Annotated in this window: 17 protein-coding genes; 12 read left to right on the forward strand and 5 right to left on the reverse strand. The window is 59.4% G+C overall.

The window, feature by feature from the left end; genetic code table 11:
• Nucleotides 1–8 precede the first annotated feature (8 nt).
• Complete coding sequence (locus tag J2129_RS06185; protein WP_209630036.1) at nt 9–899, forward strand: ATP-grasp domain-containing protein; 891 nt, start codon at nt 9–11, stop codon at nt 897–899.
• Nucleotides 896–1,828, forward strand: a complete 933-nt coding sequence (locus J2129_RS06190) for a hydantoinase/oxoprolinase family protein (protein ID WP_209630037.1) — start codon at nt 896–898, stop codon at nt 1,826–1,828. The genes J2129_RS06185 and J2129_RS06190 overlap by 4 nt, the downstream gene beginning before the upstream one ends.
• A 50-nt stretch (nt 1,829–1,878) precedes the next feature.
• Here J2129_RS06190 and J2129_RS06195 read toward each other — a convergent pair whose 3' ends face one another.
• Nucleotides 1,879–2,505, reverse strand: coding sequence for a transposase family protein (locus J2129_RS06195; RefSeq protein ID WP_209630038.1), 627 nt, complete (start codon nt 2,503–2,505; stop codon nt 1,879–1,881).
• A gap of 198 nt (nt 2,506–2,703) precedes the next feature.
• Between J2129_RS06195 and fdhF the strand changes: the two genes are divergently transcribed.
• The 5 genes from fdhF (at nt 2,704) to J2129_RS06220 (ending at nt 7,763) form a co-directional block, all read left to right on the forward strand.
• Nucleotides 2,704–4,770 carry a formate dehydrogenase subunit alpha gene (gene fdhF, locus J2129_RS06200; RefSeq protein ID WP_209630039.1) on the forward strand — a complete coding sequence of 689 codons (2,067 nt, stop codon included), beginning with the start codon at nt 2,704–2,706 and terminating at the stop codon, nt 4,768–4,770.
• Between the two features lie 2 nt (nt 4,771–4,772).
• Nucleotides 4,773–6,017, forward strand: coding sequence for a Coenzyme F420 hydrogenase/dehydrogenase, beta subunit C-terminal domain (locus tag J2129_RS06205; protein WP_209630040.1), 1,245 nt, complete (start codon nt 4,773–4,775; stop codon nt 6,015–6,017).
• A gap of 270 nt (nt 6,018–6,287) precedes the next feature.
• Entirely contained in the window at nt 6,288–6,689 is a 402-nt protein-coding gene (locus J2129_RS06210) for a TspO/MBR family protein (RefSeq protein ID WP_209630041.1), read from the forward strand.
• 197 nt (nt 6,690–6,886) lie between these two features.
• A complete protein-coding gene (locus J2129_RS06215; protein ID WP_209630042.1) occupies nt 6,887–7,342 on the forward strand; it encodes a PAS domain-containing protein in 456 nt (151 codons plus the stop codon).
• 232 nt (nt 7,343–7,574) lie between these two features.
• Nucleotides 7,575–7,763, forward strand: a complete 189-nt coding sequence (locus J2129_RS06220) for a hypothetical protein (RefSeq protein WP_209630043.1) — start codon at nt 7,575–7,577, stop codon at nt 7,761–7,763.
• A 604-nt stretch (nt 7,764–8,367) separates the two neighbouring features.
• Here the strand turns inward: J2129_RS06220 and J2129_RS06225 are convergent.
• Both J2129_RS06225 and wtpA read right to left on the reverse strand, forming a co-directional pair.
• Entirely contained in the window at nt 8,368–8,529 is a 162-nt protein-coding gene (locus tag J2129_RS06225; RefSeq protein ID WP_209630044.1) for a hypothetical protein, read from the reverse strand.
• Between the two features lie 707 nt (nt 8,530–9,236).
• Nucleotides 9,237–10,361, reverse strand: coding sequence for a tungstate ABC transporter substrate-binding protein WtpA (gene wtpA / locus J2129_RS06230; RefSeq protein WP_209630045.1), 1,125 nt, complete (start codon nt 10,359–10,361; stop codon nt 9,237–9,239).
• Between the two features lie 114 nt (nt 10,362–10,475).
• Between wtpA and hisD the strand changes: the two genes are divergently transcribed.
• The 4 genes from hisD (at nt 10,476) to J2129_RS06250 (ending at nt 14,966) form a co-directional block, all read left to right on the forward strand.
• Complete coding sequence (hisD, locus tag J2129_RS06235) at nt 10,476–11,732, forward strand: histidinol dehydrogenase (RefSeq protein WP_209630046.1); 1,257 nt, start codon at nt 10,476–10,478, stop codon at nt 11,730–11,732.
• An 869-nt stretch (nt 11,733–12,601) separates the two neighbouring features.
• Nucleotides 12,602–13,414, forward strand: coding sequence for an ABC transporter permease (locus J2129_RS06240; protein WP_209630047.1), 813 nt, complete (start codon nt 12,602–12,604; stop codon nt 13,412–13,414).
• Complete coding sequence (locus J2129_RS06245) at nt 13,401–14,468, forward strand: ABC transporter ATP-binding protein (protein WP_209630048.1); 1,068 nt, start codon at nt 13,401–13,403, stop codon at nt 14,466–14,468. The genes J2129_RS06240 and J2129_RS06245 overlap by 14 nt, the downstream gene beginning before the upstream one ends.
• A gap of 87 nt (nt 14,469–14,555) precedes the next feature.
• Nucleotides 14,556–14,966, forward strand: a complete 411-nt coding sequence (locus J2129_RS06250; protein ID WP_245320653.1) for an acylphosphatase — start codon at nt 14,556–14,558, stop codon at nt 14,964–14,966.
• Nucleotides 14,967–15,717: 751 nt separating this feature from the next.
• Here the strand turns inward: J2129_RS06250 and J2129_RS06255 are convergent.
• Together J2129_RS06255 and J2129_RS06260 are read right to left on the reverse strand one after the other, a co-directional pair.
• The gene (locus J2129_RS06255; RefSeq protein WP_209630050.1) at nt 15,718–15,933 is read right to left on the reverse strand and encodes a hypothetical protein; all 216 of its coding nucleotides are present in this window, start codon (nt 15,931–15,933) and stop codon (nt 15,718–15,720) included.
• A gap of 158 nt (nt 15,934–16,091) precedes the next feature.
• Nucleotides 16,092–17,306: a PAS domain S-box protein gene (locus J2129_RS06260; RefSeq protein WP_209630051.1), complete on the reverse strand. Its 1,215-nt coding sequence runs from the start codon at nt 17,304–17,306 to the stop codon at nt 16,092–16,094.
• Nucleotides 17,307–17,468: 162 nt separating this feature from the next.
• Between J2129_RS06260 and J2129_RS06265 the strand changes: the two genes are divergently transcribed.
• On the forward strand, nt 17,469–17,717 hold the full coding sequence (locus tag J2129_RS06265; protein ID WP_209630052.1) for a hypothetical protein: 249 nt from the start codon (nt 17,469–17,471) through the stop codon (nt 17,715–17,717).
• Nucleotides 17,718–17,745 lie beyond the last annotated feature (28 nt).

Raw genomic sequence — 17,745 nt, forward strand, 5'->3', positions numbered from 1 at the left:
AGTAATGAATGAGGGCATTTCTTGCTGAATACACAGTCTTCCATGACCCCGACCTCGCGGTGGAAGGGCGGGCCATGCTGAAGATCCTCTCTGAGAGTTTTGCACGCTGTGGCTACGAAGTGGTCTATCCGCGCGACGGAGACCTGATGGCCGAGATCGAGGGCCTCGCTCCTGACTGCGACGTCGGACTGATCATCGCCCCCGACCACCTCCTCGCCCCCCTCACTAAAAAACTCGAAGACTGCACACGTAACATCGGATGCGGATCGATGAACATCGCCCTCTGCGCCAACAAAAAGCGGTCTCTCCAGGTGCTTGCCGCACACGGCATCCCGGTCCCTGCAGAGAAGACCGACGGACTTAAGGTGGTGAAACCGATCCGTGGGTGCGACACCTACAACACCAGACTCACCGAGGCGTCGCCAGGCCCCGACGAGATCGGGCAGGAATATATCGAGGGCGAACCCATGTCGGTCAGCCTCATCGGGAGCCGGATCGTCGGCGAAGCCTGTCTCTACTTCTCAGGAGCAGAACCGCTCGTCCTCTCCCTCAACCGGCAGAAGATCACCCTCGGCGAGGACGGCTACTTCGCCTACCATGGCGGCGAGACCCCGGTCGACCACTCCATGAAAGACGAGATCGTCAGGACCGCCGTGGAGGCGGCGACGGTACTCGGGTGCCAGGGCTATGTCGGGGTCGACCTCGTCGTCGGCGACCGCCCCTATGTGCTGGAAGTAAACCCCAGGATGACGACGAGCATGGTCGGGATCGCCGCCTGCATGGAGGAAGAGATCGCCGCCCTCCTCGTCGACGCCTCCCACGGGGACGTGCCGGCCGACGGAGTGCATCTCAAAGGAAGAGTGGAGTTCGACCGCGAGGGGCGGGTGACGCCCCTATGATCGGCATCGACATCGGCGGGGCGAATCTGAAGGTGGTGGACAGAGACGGAGCCCACATCCATTACTGTCCCCTCTGGAAGGAGGCCCCGCTCACCGACCTGCTTGCTCCCTATGCTAAAGGCGGCGTGAACGCCGCGGTCGTGATGAGCGGCGAACTTGCCGACAGTTTCTCGTCCAAGGCCGAGGGGATCAAATTTATCGTGGATGCCGTGCAGGAGTCTTTCCCTGACGCCCTCTTCTACGGGACCGACGGGACCTTCCATGAAGGTCCGGTGCCCGAACTCGCCGCCGCGAACTGGCTGGCTTCTGCAGACTATCTCCGCGGCCGTTATCCCAACGCCACCCTCCTTGACGTCGGGAGCACCACCGCCGACATCATCCCGCTCAACACCTTCGACGACCTCTGCGGGCTCACCGACCTCCTCCGCCTCCAGCAGGGCTACCTGGTCTACACCGGGATGCTCAGGACAAATGTCGCCACCCTGGTCAGGGCCGTCGAGGTGGGAGGAGTCTTCACCCCGGTCTCGACCGAATACTTCGCGTGCAGCGGCGACGTCCACCTGGTCCTCGGCCAGATCAAACCAGAAGACTATACTGCGCCCACCCCGGACGGTGGCCCTGTCACCGTGGAAGCGGCGATGCGCCGGCTTGCCAGGGTCGTCTGCGCCGACCTCGAAGAGATCGGCGAAGAGGCGGTACGGGGGATCGCCGTCCAGTGCTGGTCTGCCCAGGCCGGGATGATCGTCAGGGCGGTCGGCACCTGCATGGGAACCCACGGGTGCAACCAGGTCCTCTGCGGCGGGATCGGGTCGCCGGTCTTTGCCGGGATGCTCTCTGGCACCGACCTGAACCGTGAGCTCAATGGGATGGCCGACGCCCTGCCCGCGTATGCCGTCCTGGAGGTGGCAGAACGCGATCCGTCACGCTGAGCCTGCTCCTCCTTGCAGGCTCACTCCTCGTCACGGCAGTCTGCTTTCTCTCAGGACTCCCGTTTTTCATTCTCTTCCTCTTCATCCCGCTCATCCCCTTCCTTGGACGGAGACCGCGGCAGGTGAAGCGGTGCCCGGTCTGCGGCTGGGAGACCACAGGCCGCGAGGACTTCTGCCCCTGGGACGGGAGTCACCTGGCTCCTGCCGATGGTGAGAGAGATGAGTGAGAGGAGAGATCCGGGCAGGTGCAGTCCCCAGAGTTCGATGGACGGGATCGACCCGAGTTCGAGAGCGGCATAGTTCCTGACCGAGCCGCGGTCGAGGACGATGCCCATGGCGGCAAGAACCCGTGCCGCCCGGCTGAAAGAATACTCCCTGGCAAACACCCGGCAGAGGTCGACGACCGGTGCCCCCACCCTGGTGTCAGGATAGAAAGGGGCCGGGGCCGAACAGAGCGCTCTGCACCGGGTACAATAATATCGCCGCACCCAGACCGAGATCTCAGTGCGTCCTTTTGCGGTTTTAATCACTGCAAACCGCCGTTTCTTCATGTCATGCCCCCGCACCTCCCCGCCACACTCCGGACAACTGGAAAGGTCTGAGAATTCCACGCCGTCAAGCGCCGAGAACGAGGTCGCGACAAGGTCGGCGAGCATGGGCGGCACAGGCACCTGCATACTCTACTCCTGCGCTCCCCCACTTTTTCAATCTATCAGCATGGGAAGGTAAACCAAAACCCATGCAGGTTAATGAGGTGTGATTCCAAAATCAGGAGACATGAGGGCGTCCGTCCACCACTATTCACCAAATACGATCGCGAGAGGGGGTAACCTTATATGCCGTCTCTGTGACATTTTTCCATCCGAGGTTTTTCCATGGACGTAAAGTATGTTCGAACGACATGCCCGTACTGCGGTACCGGGTGTTCCTTCAACCTCGTGGTCAAGGACGGAAAGGTCTGCGGCGTCCAGCCGTACCACCGTTCCCCTGTCAACGAGGGAAAGGTCTGCCCCAAGGGCACCTATGCATGGGAATTTGTGAACCGTGAGGACCGCCTCACCACGCCGCTCATCAAGAAGGACGGCGAGTTTGTCGAAGCGACCTGGGAAGAGGCCTACGACCTCATCGCCCAGAAGCTCAAGTCCTTCAAGCCTGACGAGATGGCCTGCCTCTCCTCAGCCCGTACCTCCAACGAGGACAACTACGCGCTGATGAAGTTCGCCCGTGGCGCCCTCAAGACCCGCCACATCGACCACTGCGCCCGTCTCTGCCACGCGTCAACCGTCGCAGGGCTTGCCGCCTCCTTCGGCTCAGGCGCGATGACCAACTCCATCCTGGACATCGCCGAGTCCAAGTGCGTCTTTATCATCGGGTCCAACACCTTTGAGCAGCACCCGCTCATCGGCCGCAAGATCATGCAGGCAAAGATGAACGGTGCAAAGGTCATCTACGCCGACCCGCGTCTCACCGCCACCGGCAAGCAGGCCGACCTGTACATGCAGTTCCGCTCTGGTTCCGATGTCGCCATCCTGAACTGTATCATGGGCGAGATCATCCGCAATGGCTGGGAAGACAAGGAATGGATCCAGAACCGTGCAAAGAACTATGAAGAACTGAAAGAAGTTGTTCTGAAGGACGACTACCTGCCCGAGAATGTCGAGAAGATCTCCGGCATCCCGGCAGATCAGCTCAAGACCGCGGCAGAGTGGATCGGGACCGCCGAGTCGTCTGCCCTTCTCTACTCGATGGGTATCACCCAGCACACCGTCGGTGTCGACAACGTGAAGTCCACCGCAAACCTCCAGATGCTCACCGGCAACATCGGAAAGCGCGGAGGCGGTGTGAACGCACTCCGTGGCCAGAACAACGTGCAGGGCGCCTGCGACATGGGTGCACTCCCGGTCGTCTTCACCGCCTACCAGAAGGTCACCGACGAAGCCGTCCACAAGAAGTTCGCCGACGCATGGGGCTTCCCCGACGGGATCTGCGAGCCGAAGAACGGCTACGAGGTCACCGTCATGATGGACGTCCTCACCGACAACCCTGGCGAGCTCAAGGCGATGTACATCATGGGCGAGAACCCGATGCTCTCCGACCCTGACCTCACCCACGTCGAGAAGGCACTCAAGAGCCTTGAGTTCCTGGTCGTGCAGGACATCTTCATGACCGAGACCGCCGCCATCGCCGACGTCGTGCTCCCGGCCACCTGCTATGCAGAGAAGACCGGCACCCAGACCTCGACTGAGCGGCGTGTCCAGATGTGGCACAAGGCCCAGGACGCCCCAGGCGACGCCAAGCTCGACTGGCAGATCCTCGCCGAACTCGCCGCCAAGATGGGCTATGCCGACCAGTTCTCCTGGAAGACGTCAGAGGATGTCTTCAACGAGATGCGCTCACTCACTCCCTCCTATGCAGGGATGACCTACGAGCGGCTCGAGAAGCCTGAAGCACTCCACTGGCCGTGCCCCACAGAGGACCACCCCGGGACCCCGATCCTCCACATCGGCAAGTGCTCCCACCCAGACGGCATGGGTGTCATGCACCCAATCGAGTGGAAGCCGCCGGCGGAAGTTCCTGACGAGGAGTACCCGCTTGTCCTCACCACCGGCAGGTGCCTCTTCCACTGGCACACCGGTTCCATGACCCGCCGTTCCGAGCACCTCCACGCCGAGGTCCCGACCGGCTGGATCGAACTCAACCCCGAGGATGCCAAGGAACTCGGCATCGTCGATGGTGAGATGGTCAAGGCGACCTCCCGCCGTGGTACCGTCAATGTCCCGGCAAAGGTCACGAAGGATATCATGAAGGGTGTCACTTTCATGCCGTTCCACTTTGCCGAGTGCGCAGCAAACGTTCTCACCAACAATGCCCTCGACCCGATCGCCAAGATCCCGGAGTTCAAGGCATGTGCGGTGAAGGTTGAGAAGATCCAGGAGGCCTGAAAATGTCAGCAAAAGGCGATATGTATTACGCATGGTCAACCGACGAGGACCTCCTTGCAAAGGGAGAGTGCGGCGGCGCAGTCTCTTCGCTCCTCAAGTTCGCCCTTGAGAGCAAGATGGTCGACGCGGTCCTGGCCGTGAAGAAGGGTGCGGATATCTACGATGCGGTCCCGACCATCATCACCGACCCCGAAGAGATCGCAGAGACTGCAGGATCCCTCCACTGTGGGACGCTCCTGCTCTCCAAGCTCTTCAAGAAGTACCTCAACGGTGCCAACGACATGAAGATCGCGGTCACCGTCAAGGGCTGCGACGCAATGGGTATCTACGAACTTGCCAAGAGGAAGCAGATCAACCTCGACAATGTCGTGATGATCGGCCTCAACTGTGGGGGTACGGTCAGCCCGGTCACCGCCCGCACGATGATCGCCGACAAGTTCGAGACCGACCCTGACACTGTCGTGAAGGAAGAGATCGACAAGGGTCAGTTCATCATCGAGACTGCCGACGGCGAGCACAAGGGCATCAAGATGGACGAGCTCGAAGAGGAAGGCTATGGCCGCAGGTCAAACTGCCGCCGGTGCAAGACCAAGGTTCCACGTCAGGCCGACCTTGCCTGTGGGAACTGGGGTGTCATCGGGGACAAGGCCGGCAAGGCCACCTTCATCGAGGTCTGCTCCGAGAAGGGCGCAAACCTCCTCGACGAGGCCATCAAGGCAGGCAAACTCTCCACCGAGGCTCCGAACCCGAAGGGTATCGAGATCCGCGGCAAGGTCGAGAACGCCATGCTCAAGCTCGGCGACTCCTGGCGTGCAAAGGACTTCGCCGCGCTCGGCGAAGGCAGCGACCGCCTGAAGAAGATCATCGAGGAGACCTCCCGGTGTATCAAGTGCTACCAGTGCATTGAGAACTGTCCGATCTGCTACTGTGTCGAGTGCTCCACCAAGAAGCCGTACCTGGTCAAGCCAGGTGAGGTCCCGCCGAACTTCATGTTCCACCTCATCAGGTTCGCCCACATCTCTGACTCCTGTGTCAACTGTGGTCAGTGCCAGGAACTCTGTGCAATGGACATCCCGAACTCGCTGTTCATGCACGCCCTCCAGGTCGATCTCCAGGAGATGTTCGGGTTTGTGCCTGGTGTCGACATGACTCTCCCGGTCCTTGCGCTTGTCGAGGAGAACGAGGAGAGGGACAGGCTCTCTGCCACCGGCAGCGACCAGATCTTCAACATCTTCCAGAAGGAGTAAATCTCCTCACCTTTTTTTTGTTTTCATTCTCCTTCCCGCCCTGAGGGACATTCCTCCTGACATTTTGGGTGTGTAAAATCCCTTGCCCTTTCCGGGAGGGCCAAGTCTACCCTGGTGGTCACCGCACATTTTCATCCAGGGGCCATGCGGCACGTCCTCTGGTGGAGGATAGGGATCAGGCATGCATGCCTGATCGTACGGTTGGAGATGAACCTGGTGGCTCCCGGCAAGAAGAGAAAACTCTATCTGTCACACGGCGGAGGGGGATGCATGGACCGTTCGGCATGGTACGCCTCGCTGAAGAAACCGTGGTTCACCCCGCCGGCCAGCATCTTCGGCCCGGTATGGGCCGTGCTCTATCTCCTGATGGGGGGTGCGGCACTCCTCGTGGTCTTCGAGGGCGGGCCGCACGCCCCGCCGGCGCTCATCGCCTTCGGGGTGCAGGTGGTCATCAACCTCCTCTGGCCCATGGTCTTCTGGCGACGCCGTTCCCTTGCCGGAAGTGTGGGGGTGATCCTCCTCCTCTGGGTCGCAGTGCTCGCAACGATCGTCCTCTTCTCGCGGGTCTCCGGTCTGGCCGCCGTCCTCCTCATTCCCTATCTCCTCTGGGTGACACTGGCCGCCTTTCTCAGCGGGGCGATCTGGCGGTTGAACCCCGCCCCGTCCGGGTGACGGGATGAGTGCGTGACCGGCGGGCAGAAAGGCGCGCAAGGAGTTCGGCGGCACGCCCATGAATGGCAGGAAAAGAGGTTTAATACATATCATTTATCTCCTATCCGGGAGATCTTTATCTGGAGATGGAGTATATGAATTCTGCCCCGTCAGAGAGTCTGAAAAACCTTGCCGCTCTGAAATCTTGTGGTAACAGCATGGAAAAGTCTATTATAGACGACTCCTGTATCCTTGAATCACTCCCGACACCAGTTGTTGCGCTCTCACGCACAGGAGACCTCACCGTCTTCAACCGGGCCGCTGCAGATCTCTTCAAGGTCGACCAGGACAATGCCGTCGGCCAATCCGCAGAGGCAGTCATCCCAGCGGCATGTGCCTATATCCTCAGAAAAATTGCGCGGCGTTCTGCTGAATTCTGCGTCGTCTCCCGGGCCACCCTGACCCATGCAGGCAGGGACCATGCAGTCCTCGCCGCCCCCCACGTACGCGACGGATCTGTCATCGGTGCGGTCATCGTCATCGGCCCGTCCGCTCCCTCAGCCCCGGCACGGGACCTTGCCCCGGTCCGCGCCGTCAATGGCGGGGGCTACTGGGTGCCGATCTTTGTCCCCTCGTCGACCACTCCCTCGGGGACGCCTTTTGATTCCTGGTGACCGTGGGGCCATCTAAAAACTTTCCGGCCTTCTTTTTGCAGAAACTGGCAATGGATGTGGGTGAGAGATTCTCGGCCATGTAGAATCAGGCATGAACCCCTGGGTCACACATACATGATAAAAATTCCTGGAGTTCTCTGGAGTTGAGGGATCCATGCGCCCCTTCTGAAGCGAGACGCCATGCGGGAGCACCACTCTACCACCCCCTGCCTATCCTCATCATAGGCGCGAGATGGAGGTTAAGATTCAACCGATGAGTGAGAGGGAGCTGGATAACGCTGAAGATGCTTCTATCCTCTGCATATCGGCTTCAAAAAAATTTGGGGAGTTCAAACTCTCATGCAAACCGAAAAAGCCGATCTTTGAGATCATTTTCACGGAGCATATCCCAGAACTCCCTGGGACCAGACCCTCGTCTTGAATTGAAGTCTTTCCGTCCTGGAGTGCTACGCCCTGTCCTCTACCAGGGGGCGTGCCGCTCAAGGGCCCCAGCAATACGATACGGTCGAGGACTGCAACGCGCTTCTTCATGGTTATCTATTCTGTCCTCCAAACTCCATCATGGTCCCTGGATGAAGATAAGGCAAGGACAGCAGCACCATATTCCTTCCTGGGAGAGGATTATGCTGACCAGAGCGGCACCCCCTATACCTCAGGATACCATCCAGAGGAGTTCACAGGGCTCAGAGTCGAAACATTTCTCAATCTCGCTGATGCTCGCAACTCATAAATCATACTCCTCAGATGAACCGACCACGCGGAGAATAGGGTACTCACGAGGATTCGCATCCTCTCATATTCATCAATGATCGTTCAAAAGTCGGATGAAAGTTGAAACAGGATGAGATACCCTGGCAGTGTATCAGCGATCGCGGATATCTCCTGTTTCAAGCAGAGAACTACGTTATTCAAGGACGCCCCCTCATAGGGGCAGGTGTTCTCAATACCTCCAGGTTTCATCACGCGGAGGATTGATCATCAGATCCAATCTGATTGCACGATATCATAAACGACAGTCTATCTGGTTATCCCCTCCCCGGTTTTTTCAAGGAGGGGGGGAGATGAACGTCGAGGTGGGTGATGTGCGCGTTGCATGCTTCAATGACTCTTCCCACGTGCTCGATATCGTCATGCACATTATCGAGTTCGACTTTCATGTAATCCACAAGCTTTTCTGCCTCTGTCATCTGTCTGCCCTCTCCTGTATATGATCCTGTAAGGAGGAGACTCCCCACATCATTTAATTACAGGATAAGGGAGCAAAGAACTTCACTCGAAATAGATTCGATTTTAATGTAATTCCTAAACTTATAACCTAATTTTTCAGCTCTGTAGAAACCCTCACCTCTTGTGTGGGGGAGGCATGTATCACCCGCCTTCTTACCCCTTTGGCAGGGGGCGCTGCCCCCGGACCCCGGGAACCACGATAGGGTCGGAAGGCTGAATAGATGACCATAAAGAGAGTGCTGCCGTCCACGACCTCTCGTGTGGCGGGGGGTTCGGGGGGCGGCCAAGCCCCCCGCCAGAGAGATTCATCAAGAGGATTTCTCCAGAACCAATATTTCATAAAAATAGAGCCCTTTTCGTGGCATGAACCTGACCAGATCGCCGTCCTCAACCTCATCGTGTAGCACGGGGGTGGGGGAGTGGCACCGCCCCTGGCCAGAGAGGATCAGAACTCTACAGAGTCACTTTCAGAACAATAAACCCTGCAAAAAACCCTGCCTTTTCACGACGCGATACACGGCCCCCCGACTTCAGGATACAGAGGGTGGACCGGGAGGCACATCGGCATTCCTGGAGAAGAGTGCACGGTCTTCGACCTTATGTACATACGGAGAGTCATCAAGAAGAATTCCACATAGGCGACACAATCCTGACAGAAAAAAAGAGATTAGGGGGTGGCGGTGACGTTTACCAGTGCGGCAGGGACATCACCGAAGGCATTTGCGGGGACGATCGGGGGCTGGCCCTGGGCGTCCATAATGGCCTGGCCTTCCTCGCCGACAAGCATCTTCACGAACTCAAGGGCCGTCTCAGAGTGCTCGGCGTTCGTCGGGATGGTCACCCCGTAGACAACCGGTTTCCCGGTCTTCATACCGCCGGTGCATTCGATCTGCACCTGCTTGTAGGTGTCGGCATACTCGACAGACGAGAGGTCGATGGCTTCTGGGAGTTCGATGAAGTTCAGACCGTGCTGGACGGCGACACTCCTGTACTCCCAGGCATAGTCAAGCCCGCCGGCCTGGAGCATCTGCACGAGTTCGACGCTCTTCGGACGGATCTGAAGCGGGAGTTCTGGTGCCGGCTCAGTGGCGTGGATGGTGTAGGTGCCATTCTCTTCAGTCGCCGTGATGTTGCTGTGGGCGCTGACCGTGTTCTCAAAGATCTGGTCGTCGCCATAGTTGAGTTCGGCAAGCTGGATGACCATGGGAGCGCGGTAGCCGCAGGGATCCTGGTTGGGGTCGGAGAAGGCCCAGTTGACGTCGTCCTTTGCAAGGATGGTGTACCAGTTGGTGTCGTCGACTTCATCGGCGTAATTGCTCTCATTGGTGTAGCAGAGGACAAGACGGTTCTTGGCAAAGGTGAGATACCAGTCGGCCTTCTCTGCCGGGACCATAAGGTTAGGGATGAGTGAGTAGTCGGCCGTGGCATAGACGTCGGCGCTCTTGCCGAGTTCGGTGATCTCACGGGCGAGCTTGGTCGAGCCGCCGGCATAGAGCCTCACATCGACACCTGGGTGGGCGTCCTCGAAGGTCTGTTCAAGTTCCTCGAAGGGCTTGGCAAGGCTGCCAGCGTGGAAGACGTTCAGCACCTCTCCTTCTACCGGGGCAACAGTTTCATTTGTTGCCGGGGTGCCCGTCTCAGACGGTGCAGTGGTACCATTCTCATCGCCAGGCGCCGGAGTGGTGGCTCCGTCGTCGGTGACATCTGTCTGGGTGCCGGTGCACCCACAGAGGAAGACTGCGGCGCATACAAGCAGCACCGCAGCTACCAGCAGGGATTTCGATTTCATCATATTTTAAATTGGTATCCCCCTTAAATAATTCTTCTGTATCCATATTTTTGGATCCGTCATTTCCTGGAATGACAGCAAGCCTTAATGCCTTCATGTGTCGAATCTTTTCGCACTATGTGGAAGGCGCTGGATGTTGCTGCATGGAAGGAACAGCGACGGGCCGACCTTGCCGGGGTGCGGGAGGCCGTCGCCGGGATCGTCGATGCGGTGCAGAAAGACGGGGACGAGGCGCTCTACGCCCTCACCAAAAAGTTCGACCATATCGACCTTGAAGATCTTGCGGTCGCCCCCGAGGAGTTCGAGGCGGCGTACGACGAGGTGGACGACGCTCTGGTCGACGCCCTTGCCGATGCCGAGGCCAATATCAGGCGTTTCCACGAGTTGCAGCGCAACCGTTCGCTCTGGCTCGAAGAGGTGGAACCCGGCGTGGTGCTCGGCGTGAAGACGACGCCTCTCGATCGGGTCGGGGCCTATGTCCCTGGCGGACGCGCATCGTACCCCTCGACAGCCCTGATGACCACGGTCCCCGCGCAGGTGGCAGGGGTGGCGGAGGTCTGCGTCTGCTCGCCGCCTCCTATCCATCCCCTCACCCTTGTCGCCCTCGACCTGGCCGGGGTGGACGAGTGCTACCGGATCGGCGGGGCGCAGGCCATTGCCGCGATGGCCCTGGGGACCGAGAGCATCGACCCGGTCCAGAAGATCGTCGGGCCAGGAAACGTCTTTGTGACCGCGGCCAAGATGATGCTGAGAGACCACGCCGAGATCGACTTCCCGGCCGGGCCCTCAGAGATCGGGGTGCTTGCCGACGAGAGCGCAGACCCCGCCTTCGTCGCTGCCGATGTGCTTGCCCAGGCCGAGCACGACCCCCATGCCGGGTGTGTCCTGGTCACCACCGACTCCTCACTCCCTGAGCGGGTCGGGGCCGAGATCAAACGGCAGCTCAAGACGGCCGAACGCCGGGAGATCATCGAGGCCGCTCTCGAAAACTCAGGATATGTCGTCGCCGCCGACTTCGACGAGGCCGTCGAGGCGATGGATGGGATCGCCCCTGAGCACCTCTCCATCCAGGTCGCCGACCCGATGGCGGCCCTCAACGCCGTGCACCATGCCGGATCCATCTTTGTCGGGCCGTACACCGCCGTCGCCTTCGGGGACTATGCTTCAGGGACCAACCACGTCCTCCCGACTGCGGGCTATGCCAGGACCTACTCAGGCCTTGACATCCACCACTTCTGCAAGACCTCATCGGTCCAGATGCTCAGCAAAGAGGGTGCCGAGGCGCTCGGCGATATCGTCGAGTCGCTTGCCGCCGCCGAGGGGCTTCACGCCCATGCCAACTCAGTGCGGCTCCGCCGACAGCGGCGGGACTGAATTCTTTTTTTCTCCGGGCCTGGTTCATGTCATTCATTCCCAGAGGGAACCAGCGAACGGCTTTGTGACCCTATAGAATCAGGCATGACCCTCAGGCCCCGGGCATGCCTCATGCCTGGAGGACATCCCAGAACTCTCCCGCCCTCCCAGAAAATAGCGATTGAATGTGGTGAGGAGAGCCTCCCCCTTTCGTTGTGCACTCATGCATCCATTCATACCTTCCCACACCCACGTGCCGGGGGCGCTGCCCTCGGACCCAGGATGAAGATGGAGGCGGGCAGGCGAGCGATGATCGTGAAGACGGGATGCGGTCCCTCGCCAATCTTCATCCGCGGGGGGGACCGGGGGGGGCGGCACGCCCCCCGGGTGGAGGATAAAGTTCAAAATTTCTGGAAGGAAGCGTTTCGGTTCGAAGAGATGTTCACCCAAAGAGAACTTCTGGATATGCTCATAATGAAAACAATTATGATTCTCCGGGGTGTCTGGACCCGTGCCCCGCCTTCAAAGCAGGACATTACGTGGGAACATCATCGAATGGTCCCCCCCGCCTATCCTCCTCGTAGGGGATCCTCGGGGTCCCCCCGGCGCGAGATGACGGTGAACGTTCTGCGATTGAGGGCGGGCACGCCTGATCGGTGTGCCTTCCCACATCCACGTGCCTGGGGTTCTACGCCCTGACCTCCTCGATGAGGAGAGACAGGGAGGAGGCAATGAGGTGATGAAAACCCCTGGTCTGGCTGAGGGGTGCTCTTGCGTCATGACCGACCCAACAGAGTTCTCCAGAGAAGGTCCTCACCAGAACAACAATATCGCTCATTTCCAGATAAAAAACAAAAGAACAAACAGTCTGGAACGTCCAGAATATGATCATGGGAAGAAGGCGCCACCTCGCCGACCGCTGTCTCATCTCCTTTGCCCTCATCGGGAGCCTGATCGTTCTCTTCACGCTCCTTGCACTCCTCAACATGGCAGTGGGAGAACTCTCCGACATCCCGCACCTCCTGCGGGTGGCGGCCGACGAGAAGGTCATCGACACCATCGTCACGACCATGGGAGCGGGTCTGACAACGGTCCTCATCCTCCTCTTCATCGGGACCCCGCTGGCATATGTCCTGGCCAGGACTGATTTCAGGGGGAAAGGACTCGTGGAAGCGATCATCGACATCCCCCTGATGCTCCCGCACACCGTCGCGGGGATCATGGTCTATATCCTCTTCATGCGGCGCGGGCTCATCGGCGCTCCCCTCTATGAAGTCGGGATCGTCTTCGAGGAGGCGTTCCTCGGGATCATCGTCGCAATGCTCTTTGTCTCGGCGCCGTACTTCGTCGACGCCGTGAGGGAGGGGTTCGAGAAGGTGCCGGTCCACCTGGAGAATGTGGCCCGCACCCTGGGGGCCACCAGGTTCCAGGCATTCACGAAGGTGGTGCTCCCGCTGAGCGTACGCCATATCTTCAACGGCTCTATTCTCGCATGGGGCCGGGCCATCGGAGAGTTTGCCGCCGTTGTCTTCATCGCCTATTATCCGTTCGTCATCTCGACGCTCATCTACAACACTTTCACGACCGACGGGATTAAGGAGAGCACTTCGGTGGCATTCGTGATGATCGTGGTCTGTTTCGCGGTCTTTGCAGGACTCAGGATCATAATGAAGCATGTGGGGAGGTACGATGATCGAGTTTGAGCATGTATCATTGGAACTTGGAGATTTTGCCCTGAAAGACGTGAGCCTCTCGATCCAGAAGGGAGACCACTACTGTATCCTTGGGCCTTCTGGAGCAGGGAAGACTGTGATCCTTGAGGCGGTCGCCGGGCTTCATACGCCGCGAGAGGGGCGCGTCCTCCTGCGCGGCGAGGACGTCGGCGACATCCCGCCAGAGCGGCGTGGAGTGGCCCTGGTCTACCAGGACTATTCGCTCTTCCCCCACATGACGGTCAGGAAGAACATCGGCTTTGGGCTGCGTCTCAAGAAGGTCCCTGACGCCGAGATCGAGAGGCGGGTGGACAGACTGCTGGAACGCTTCTCCATCACCCACCTTGCCGACCGCCATCCTCTGACGATGAGCGGGGGCGAGCAGCAGCGGGTAGCGATCGCGCGGGCGCTTGCGACTGAGCCCGACATCCTCCTCCTCGACGAACCCTTTGCCGCCCTTGACCCGGTCACGAAGGAGACGCTGATGGACGAACTTGTGAGGGTGAGGAAGGAGACCGGGCTGACCGTGGTCCAGGTGACGCACGCGCGTGAAGAGGCGTTGCGGCTTTCGACGCGGATCGCCGTCATCATCGACGGGCGCCTGGTCCAGGAGGACACACGGGAGGGAGTCTTCGACGCCCCGCACAGCGTGGAGGTGGCGCGGTTTGTGGGGATGGAGAATATCGTCGACGGCGTCGTGGACGAGAGCCAGGACGGGCTTGTCTCGGTCCGTGTCGGGGACCGGGTCCTCTTCGCCCTCTCAGGCGCACACCCAGGGGCGAAGGTCTCGGCGGCGTTCAGGGCGGCCGACGTGGTCCTTGCCCGCGCCGGAGCAGAGGAGAGCACGGCGCGCAACCACTTCGACGGCGTGATCACCGAGGTGATCCCGAGGGGCGGCCCTCTCGTCATGGTCAGGCTCGACTGCGGGTTCCCGCTCGTCGCCATGATCACCAGGCGCTCGGCAGAGGAGAGTAGTCTCGCGCCTGGTGACAGGGTCTCGGTCAGGTTCAAGGCAAGCGCCGTCCTTGCCCTCCCTGCCGACTGACCGTCACTCCCATAACACTCTATTTCCATATTTTGTTCCATGCAGATGAGCGAGAGCCCCCTTGCAGGGAAGACAGGCAGATTGCGCATGCGGACCATCGCACGCGGCAGGGTGCAGGGCGTCGGCTACCGGAGTTATGTCGCCGGGTGCGCGGCGAGAATCGGTGTCGAGGGATATGTGAAGAACCTCCCTGACGGCACGGTCGAGATGGTGGCCGAGGGAGATGCCGCGGACCTTGCCGCCTTTTTCGAGGGGGTGCGGGCGGAGGGCGAACCGGTGATCGCAGTCGAGGACCTGGTGGTCGAGGTCTCGGCACCCACCGGGGAGTTCACCGGGTTTGAGGCGCGGTTTGGAGACCGGAAGGAAGAACTCTTCAGGAGGAGCATGCTTGCCCTCGACCTGCTGAAGGCGCTCCTGAAGACCGAGCAGGAGATGCTCGCCGAGCAGAGAAAGACGAACGCCCTCCTTGAAGAACTGGTGGCGGCCGGAAAAAAATGAAAAATGGGTTTTGTAGAATCGCTCATGACGCGAGAACACGCCTCAAGCATACGGGATGAAAATATTTCGTCGCTTGATCGCTCTTTTTCAAGAGAGGAAAATCAATGGGGATCGTGTTCCATCGCCGCCCCTCGGCTATCTTCGGTCCGTGGAGGGTCCAGGGGGTGAAACCCCCCGGCGCGAGATGGTAGGGAAGATTCTACGATGGAGGGCGGCCATTCTGATCGAAGTGCCTTCCCACACCATCGGCCGGGGGCGCTGCCCCCGGACCCCCGGGGCGAAGATAGGGTCGGGAAGGCAGAGGGCCGATCATTCTGAAGGTGTTTCTATACTTTGCATATCGCTCAGAAGGCAATCAGACGGCTTCAAGTCCTCTCTCAACCCTCCAGAACCAATCTTTGGGATCATTTTCATGGTAAACCCTCGCCCATTCTTGGTGTGAGCGCGACTCATCCGCCTTCCCCCCTCTTCGACTGGGACCGAGGGTCGCCCGGATCCCCAGGATGATGATGAAGTTGGGAAGGCAGAACAACCAAACATGAAAAGGGTGATGCCGTCCTCGATCTATCATGTGGCAGGGGAGTTCGGGGGGCGGCCAGGCCCCCCTCCAGAGAGATTCATCCAGAGGATCTCTACAGAACCAAAAATAACTGGGGGACAATGGTCATGAGACAAAGGTTACGCCCCGGGCATATGGAGAGAGGAAGATAAGACCTTCCCCTCTGCCATCTTTCTCCTCTGCGAGGGGGCCTTATACCATCCCAGACATCCCCAGGCACGGATACATGACCCTGCACCGCGCCGCTTCCACCGCTCTCATCCCGGCATCCCTGCTCCTCCGGCCCAGGATGATCGCCCGCGCCCTGACCGGGACGGCATGGACCTCGGCAGAGTAACCAAGTTGTCCCTGCCAGACAGCATATGCCTCTTCCAGGTCGGTAGTGAGGCAGAGGGTTTCTTTTGTCATCTGGTCGACCACGATATATCGCACCGACAGACCTCCTGAATGTTCATTAGATCTCATGTATATTCGCTCACTATTAATGATGATCATTTGCCTGAGGTCTCCGGGACCACGAGTACACCATTCTGCCCTCGCCACTGCGACGAGGACAATTCCCTAGACTAGCCTGGGAGAGACGGGGCCATGACACGGCAGATGCCTTGCTCCCCGCCACCAGGCAGAGGAGCGTGCAGTTCGGCAAAGACCCCTCTCGCTTCCTCGTCCCTTCCCAGGTAGATGGTGCCGTAGAAGAGCACCGGGCACACGTCTCCATCCGCACCCTGGATTGCGAGGGGATATTCCCTGACTGCGCCATCGGCCATCACCATCTTGCATACGTCCTCTGCACGCCCTGGATCGGTGAAGAGCGAACAGAAATCAGTGCCGATCAGGGCGGTCCGTCCCAGGCCGGTCAATGTCTCGGTCGCCGCGTTGACGTCGGTGATCCGCCGGTCAGGACCGATGGTCACCAGCGGGTCGATATGTGCCTCGATCAGGGTGCGGCGGTACTCCCCGGCCAAGATGAGTTCTTTCTCTGCCTGTTTCTGTGCCGTGATATCGCGGACCGACTCGATCGCCCCGGCGACATTTCCGTTCTGGTCGTACAACAGGGTTACCTTGGCCCAGAGCACCGCCGGTCGCCCGTCCACCGACGCCTCCTCGGTCTCTGCAATGATCAGCCCCTTCTCCTGCTGAATGACGGTATAGGCGGCGTCCACCTCTTCGCCGGGATGAAGGAGGGCGTCCACCAGTGTCGGCCTGGAGATGCCGTAAAAGGGAGACGCATAGACGTGGCCGCCTGTCCCGACAATCTCGCGTGCCGCCACCCCGCTCATCTCCTCCATCGCTCGGTTCCAGGCAAGAATCCTGCCGCCACAGTCGACGGCAAAGGTCGCATCAGGGAGGTGGTGAAAGATCTCAGAGATCCGGCGTTCAGATACACGGACCTCCTGGTCGGCCTGGTATTTCTCCACGGCCTGCCTGACTGCGTTCCGCAGTTCTGCAAACTGCGACCTGGCCTCTCCCCCCTTATGGATATAGAAGTCGGCCCCCTGGTTGAGCGCCTCGATCACCACCTCTTCTCTCCCCCGCCCGGTAAAGATAATGAACGGGACGGTGATCCCGGCACATCTCAGTTCAAAGAGGAAGTCGATCCCATTCATGCCAGGCATCTCATAGTCGGAGATGACCGCATCAAACTCCGTGCTCTCGATAAGTCCAAGGGCTTCCTCTGCAGAGGTGCAGGTGGTGACCTGCACCTCGCCGCTGCGTTCAAGAAAGAACTGCGTCATCTCAAGGATGACCGGTTCGTCGTCGACATGGAGAACCTGCATCATCGCCGCCCCACTCCTCGAGAAGCGGAGGGCCAGGTGATTCGAAGGAGTATGGAAATATTTTTCGCTGAAATCATGCCATTCCATTCTATCTTTTGGTAAAGATATGAGGGACCCAAAGATCCTTCCAGGTATCCGCCAAAACCGAAACTGTACAGGGGAGGCATGATCACAATTCTTGAAGAGGAGGGTGCCGCCCACTGCCCCTCTTCAAAGCCAGCCCCCGCCAGAGAGAGAGAGGTCTGGCTTCTGCCCTCTCATCCATATCTTCTCCCCAGGGTTCTGGGGGAAGATCCCCGGACTTCGAGAGAGAGAGAGAAAGTGGTGTTCCCACCATTTGTCCTGCTCAGAAGGACGAGCACGGATCCACGCACACCCCATAACCATACAGGAATTCTCTTCAGGTATGCTTGAAAGATCCACGCAAAAGTCTCCTCTCTCC

Source organism: Methanofollis sp. W23 (assembly GCF_017875325.1).
GTDB lineage: Archaea > Halobacteriota > Methanomicrobia > Methanomicrobiales > Methanofollaceae > Methanofollis.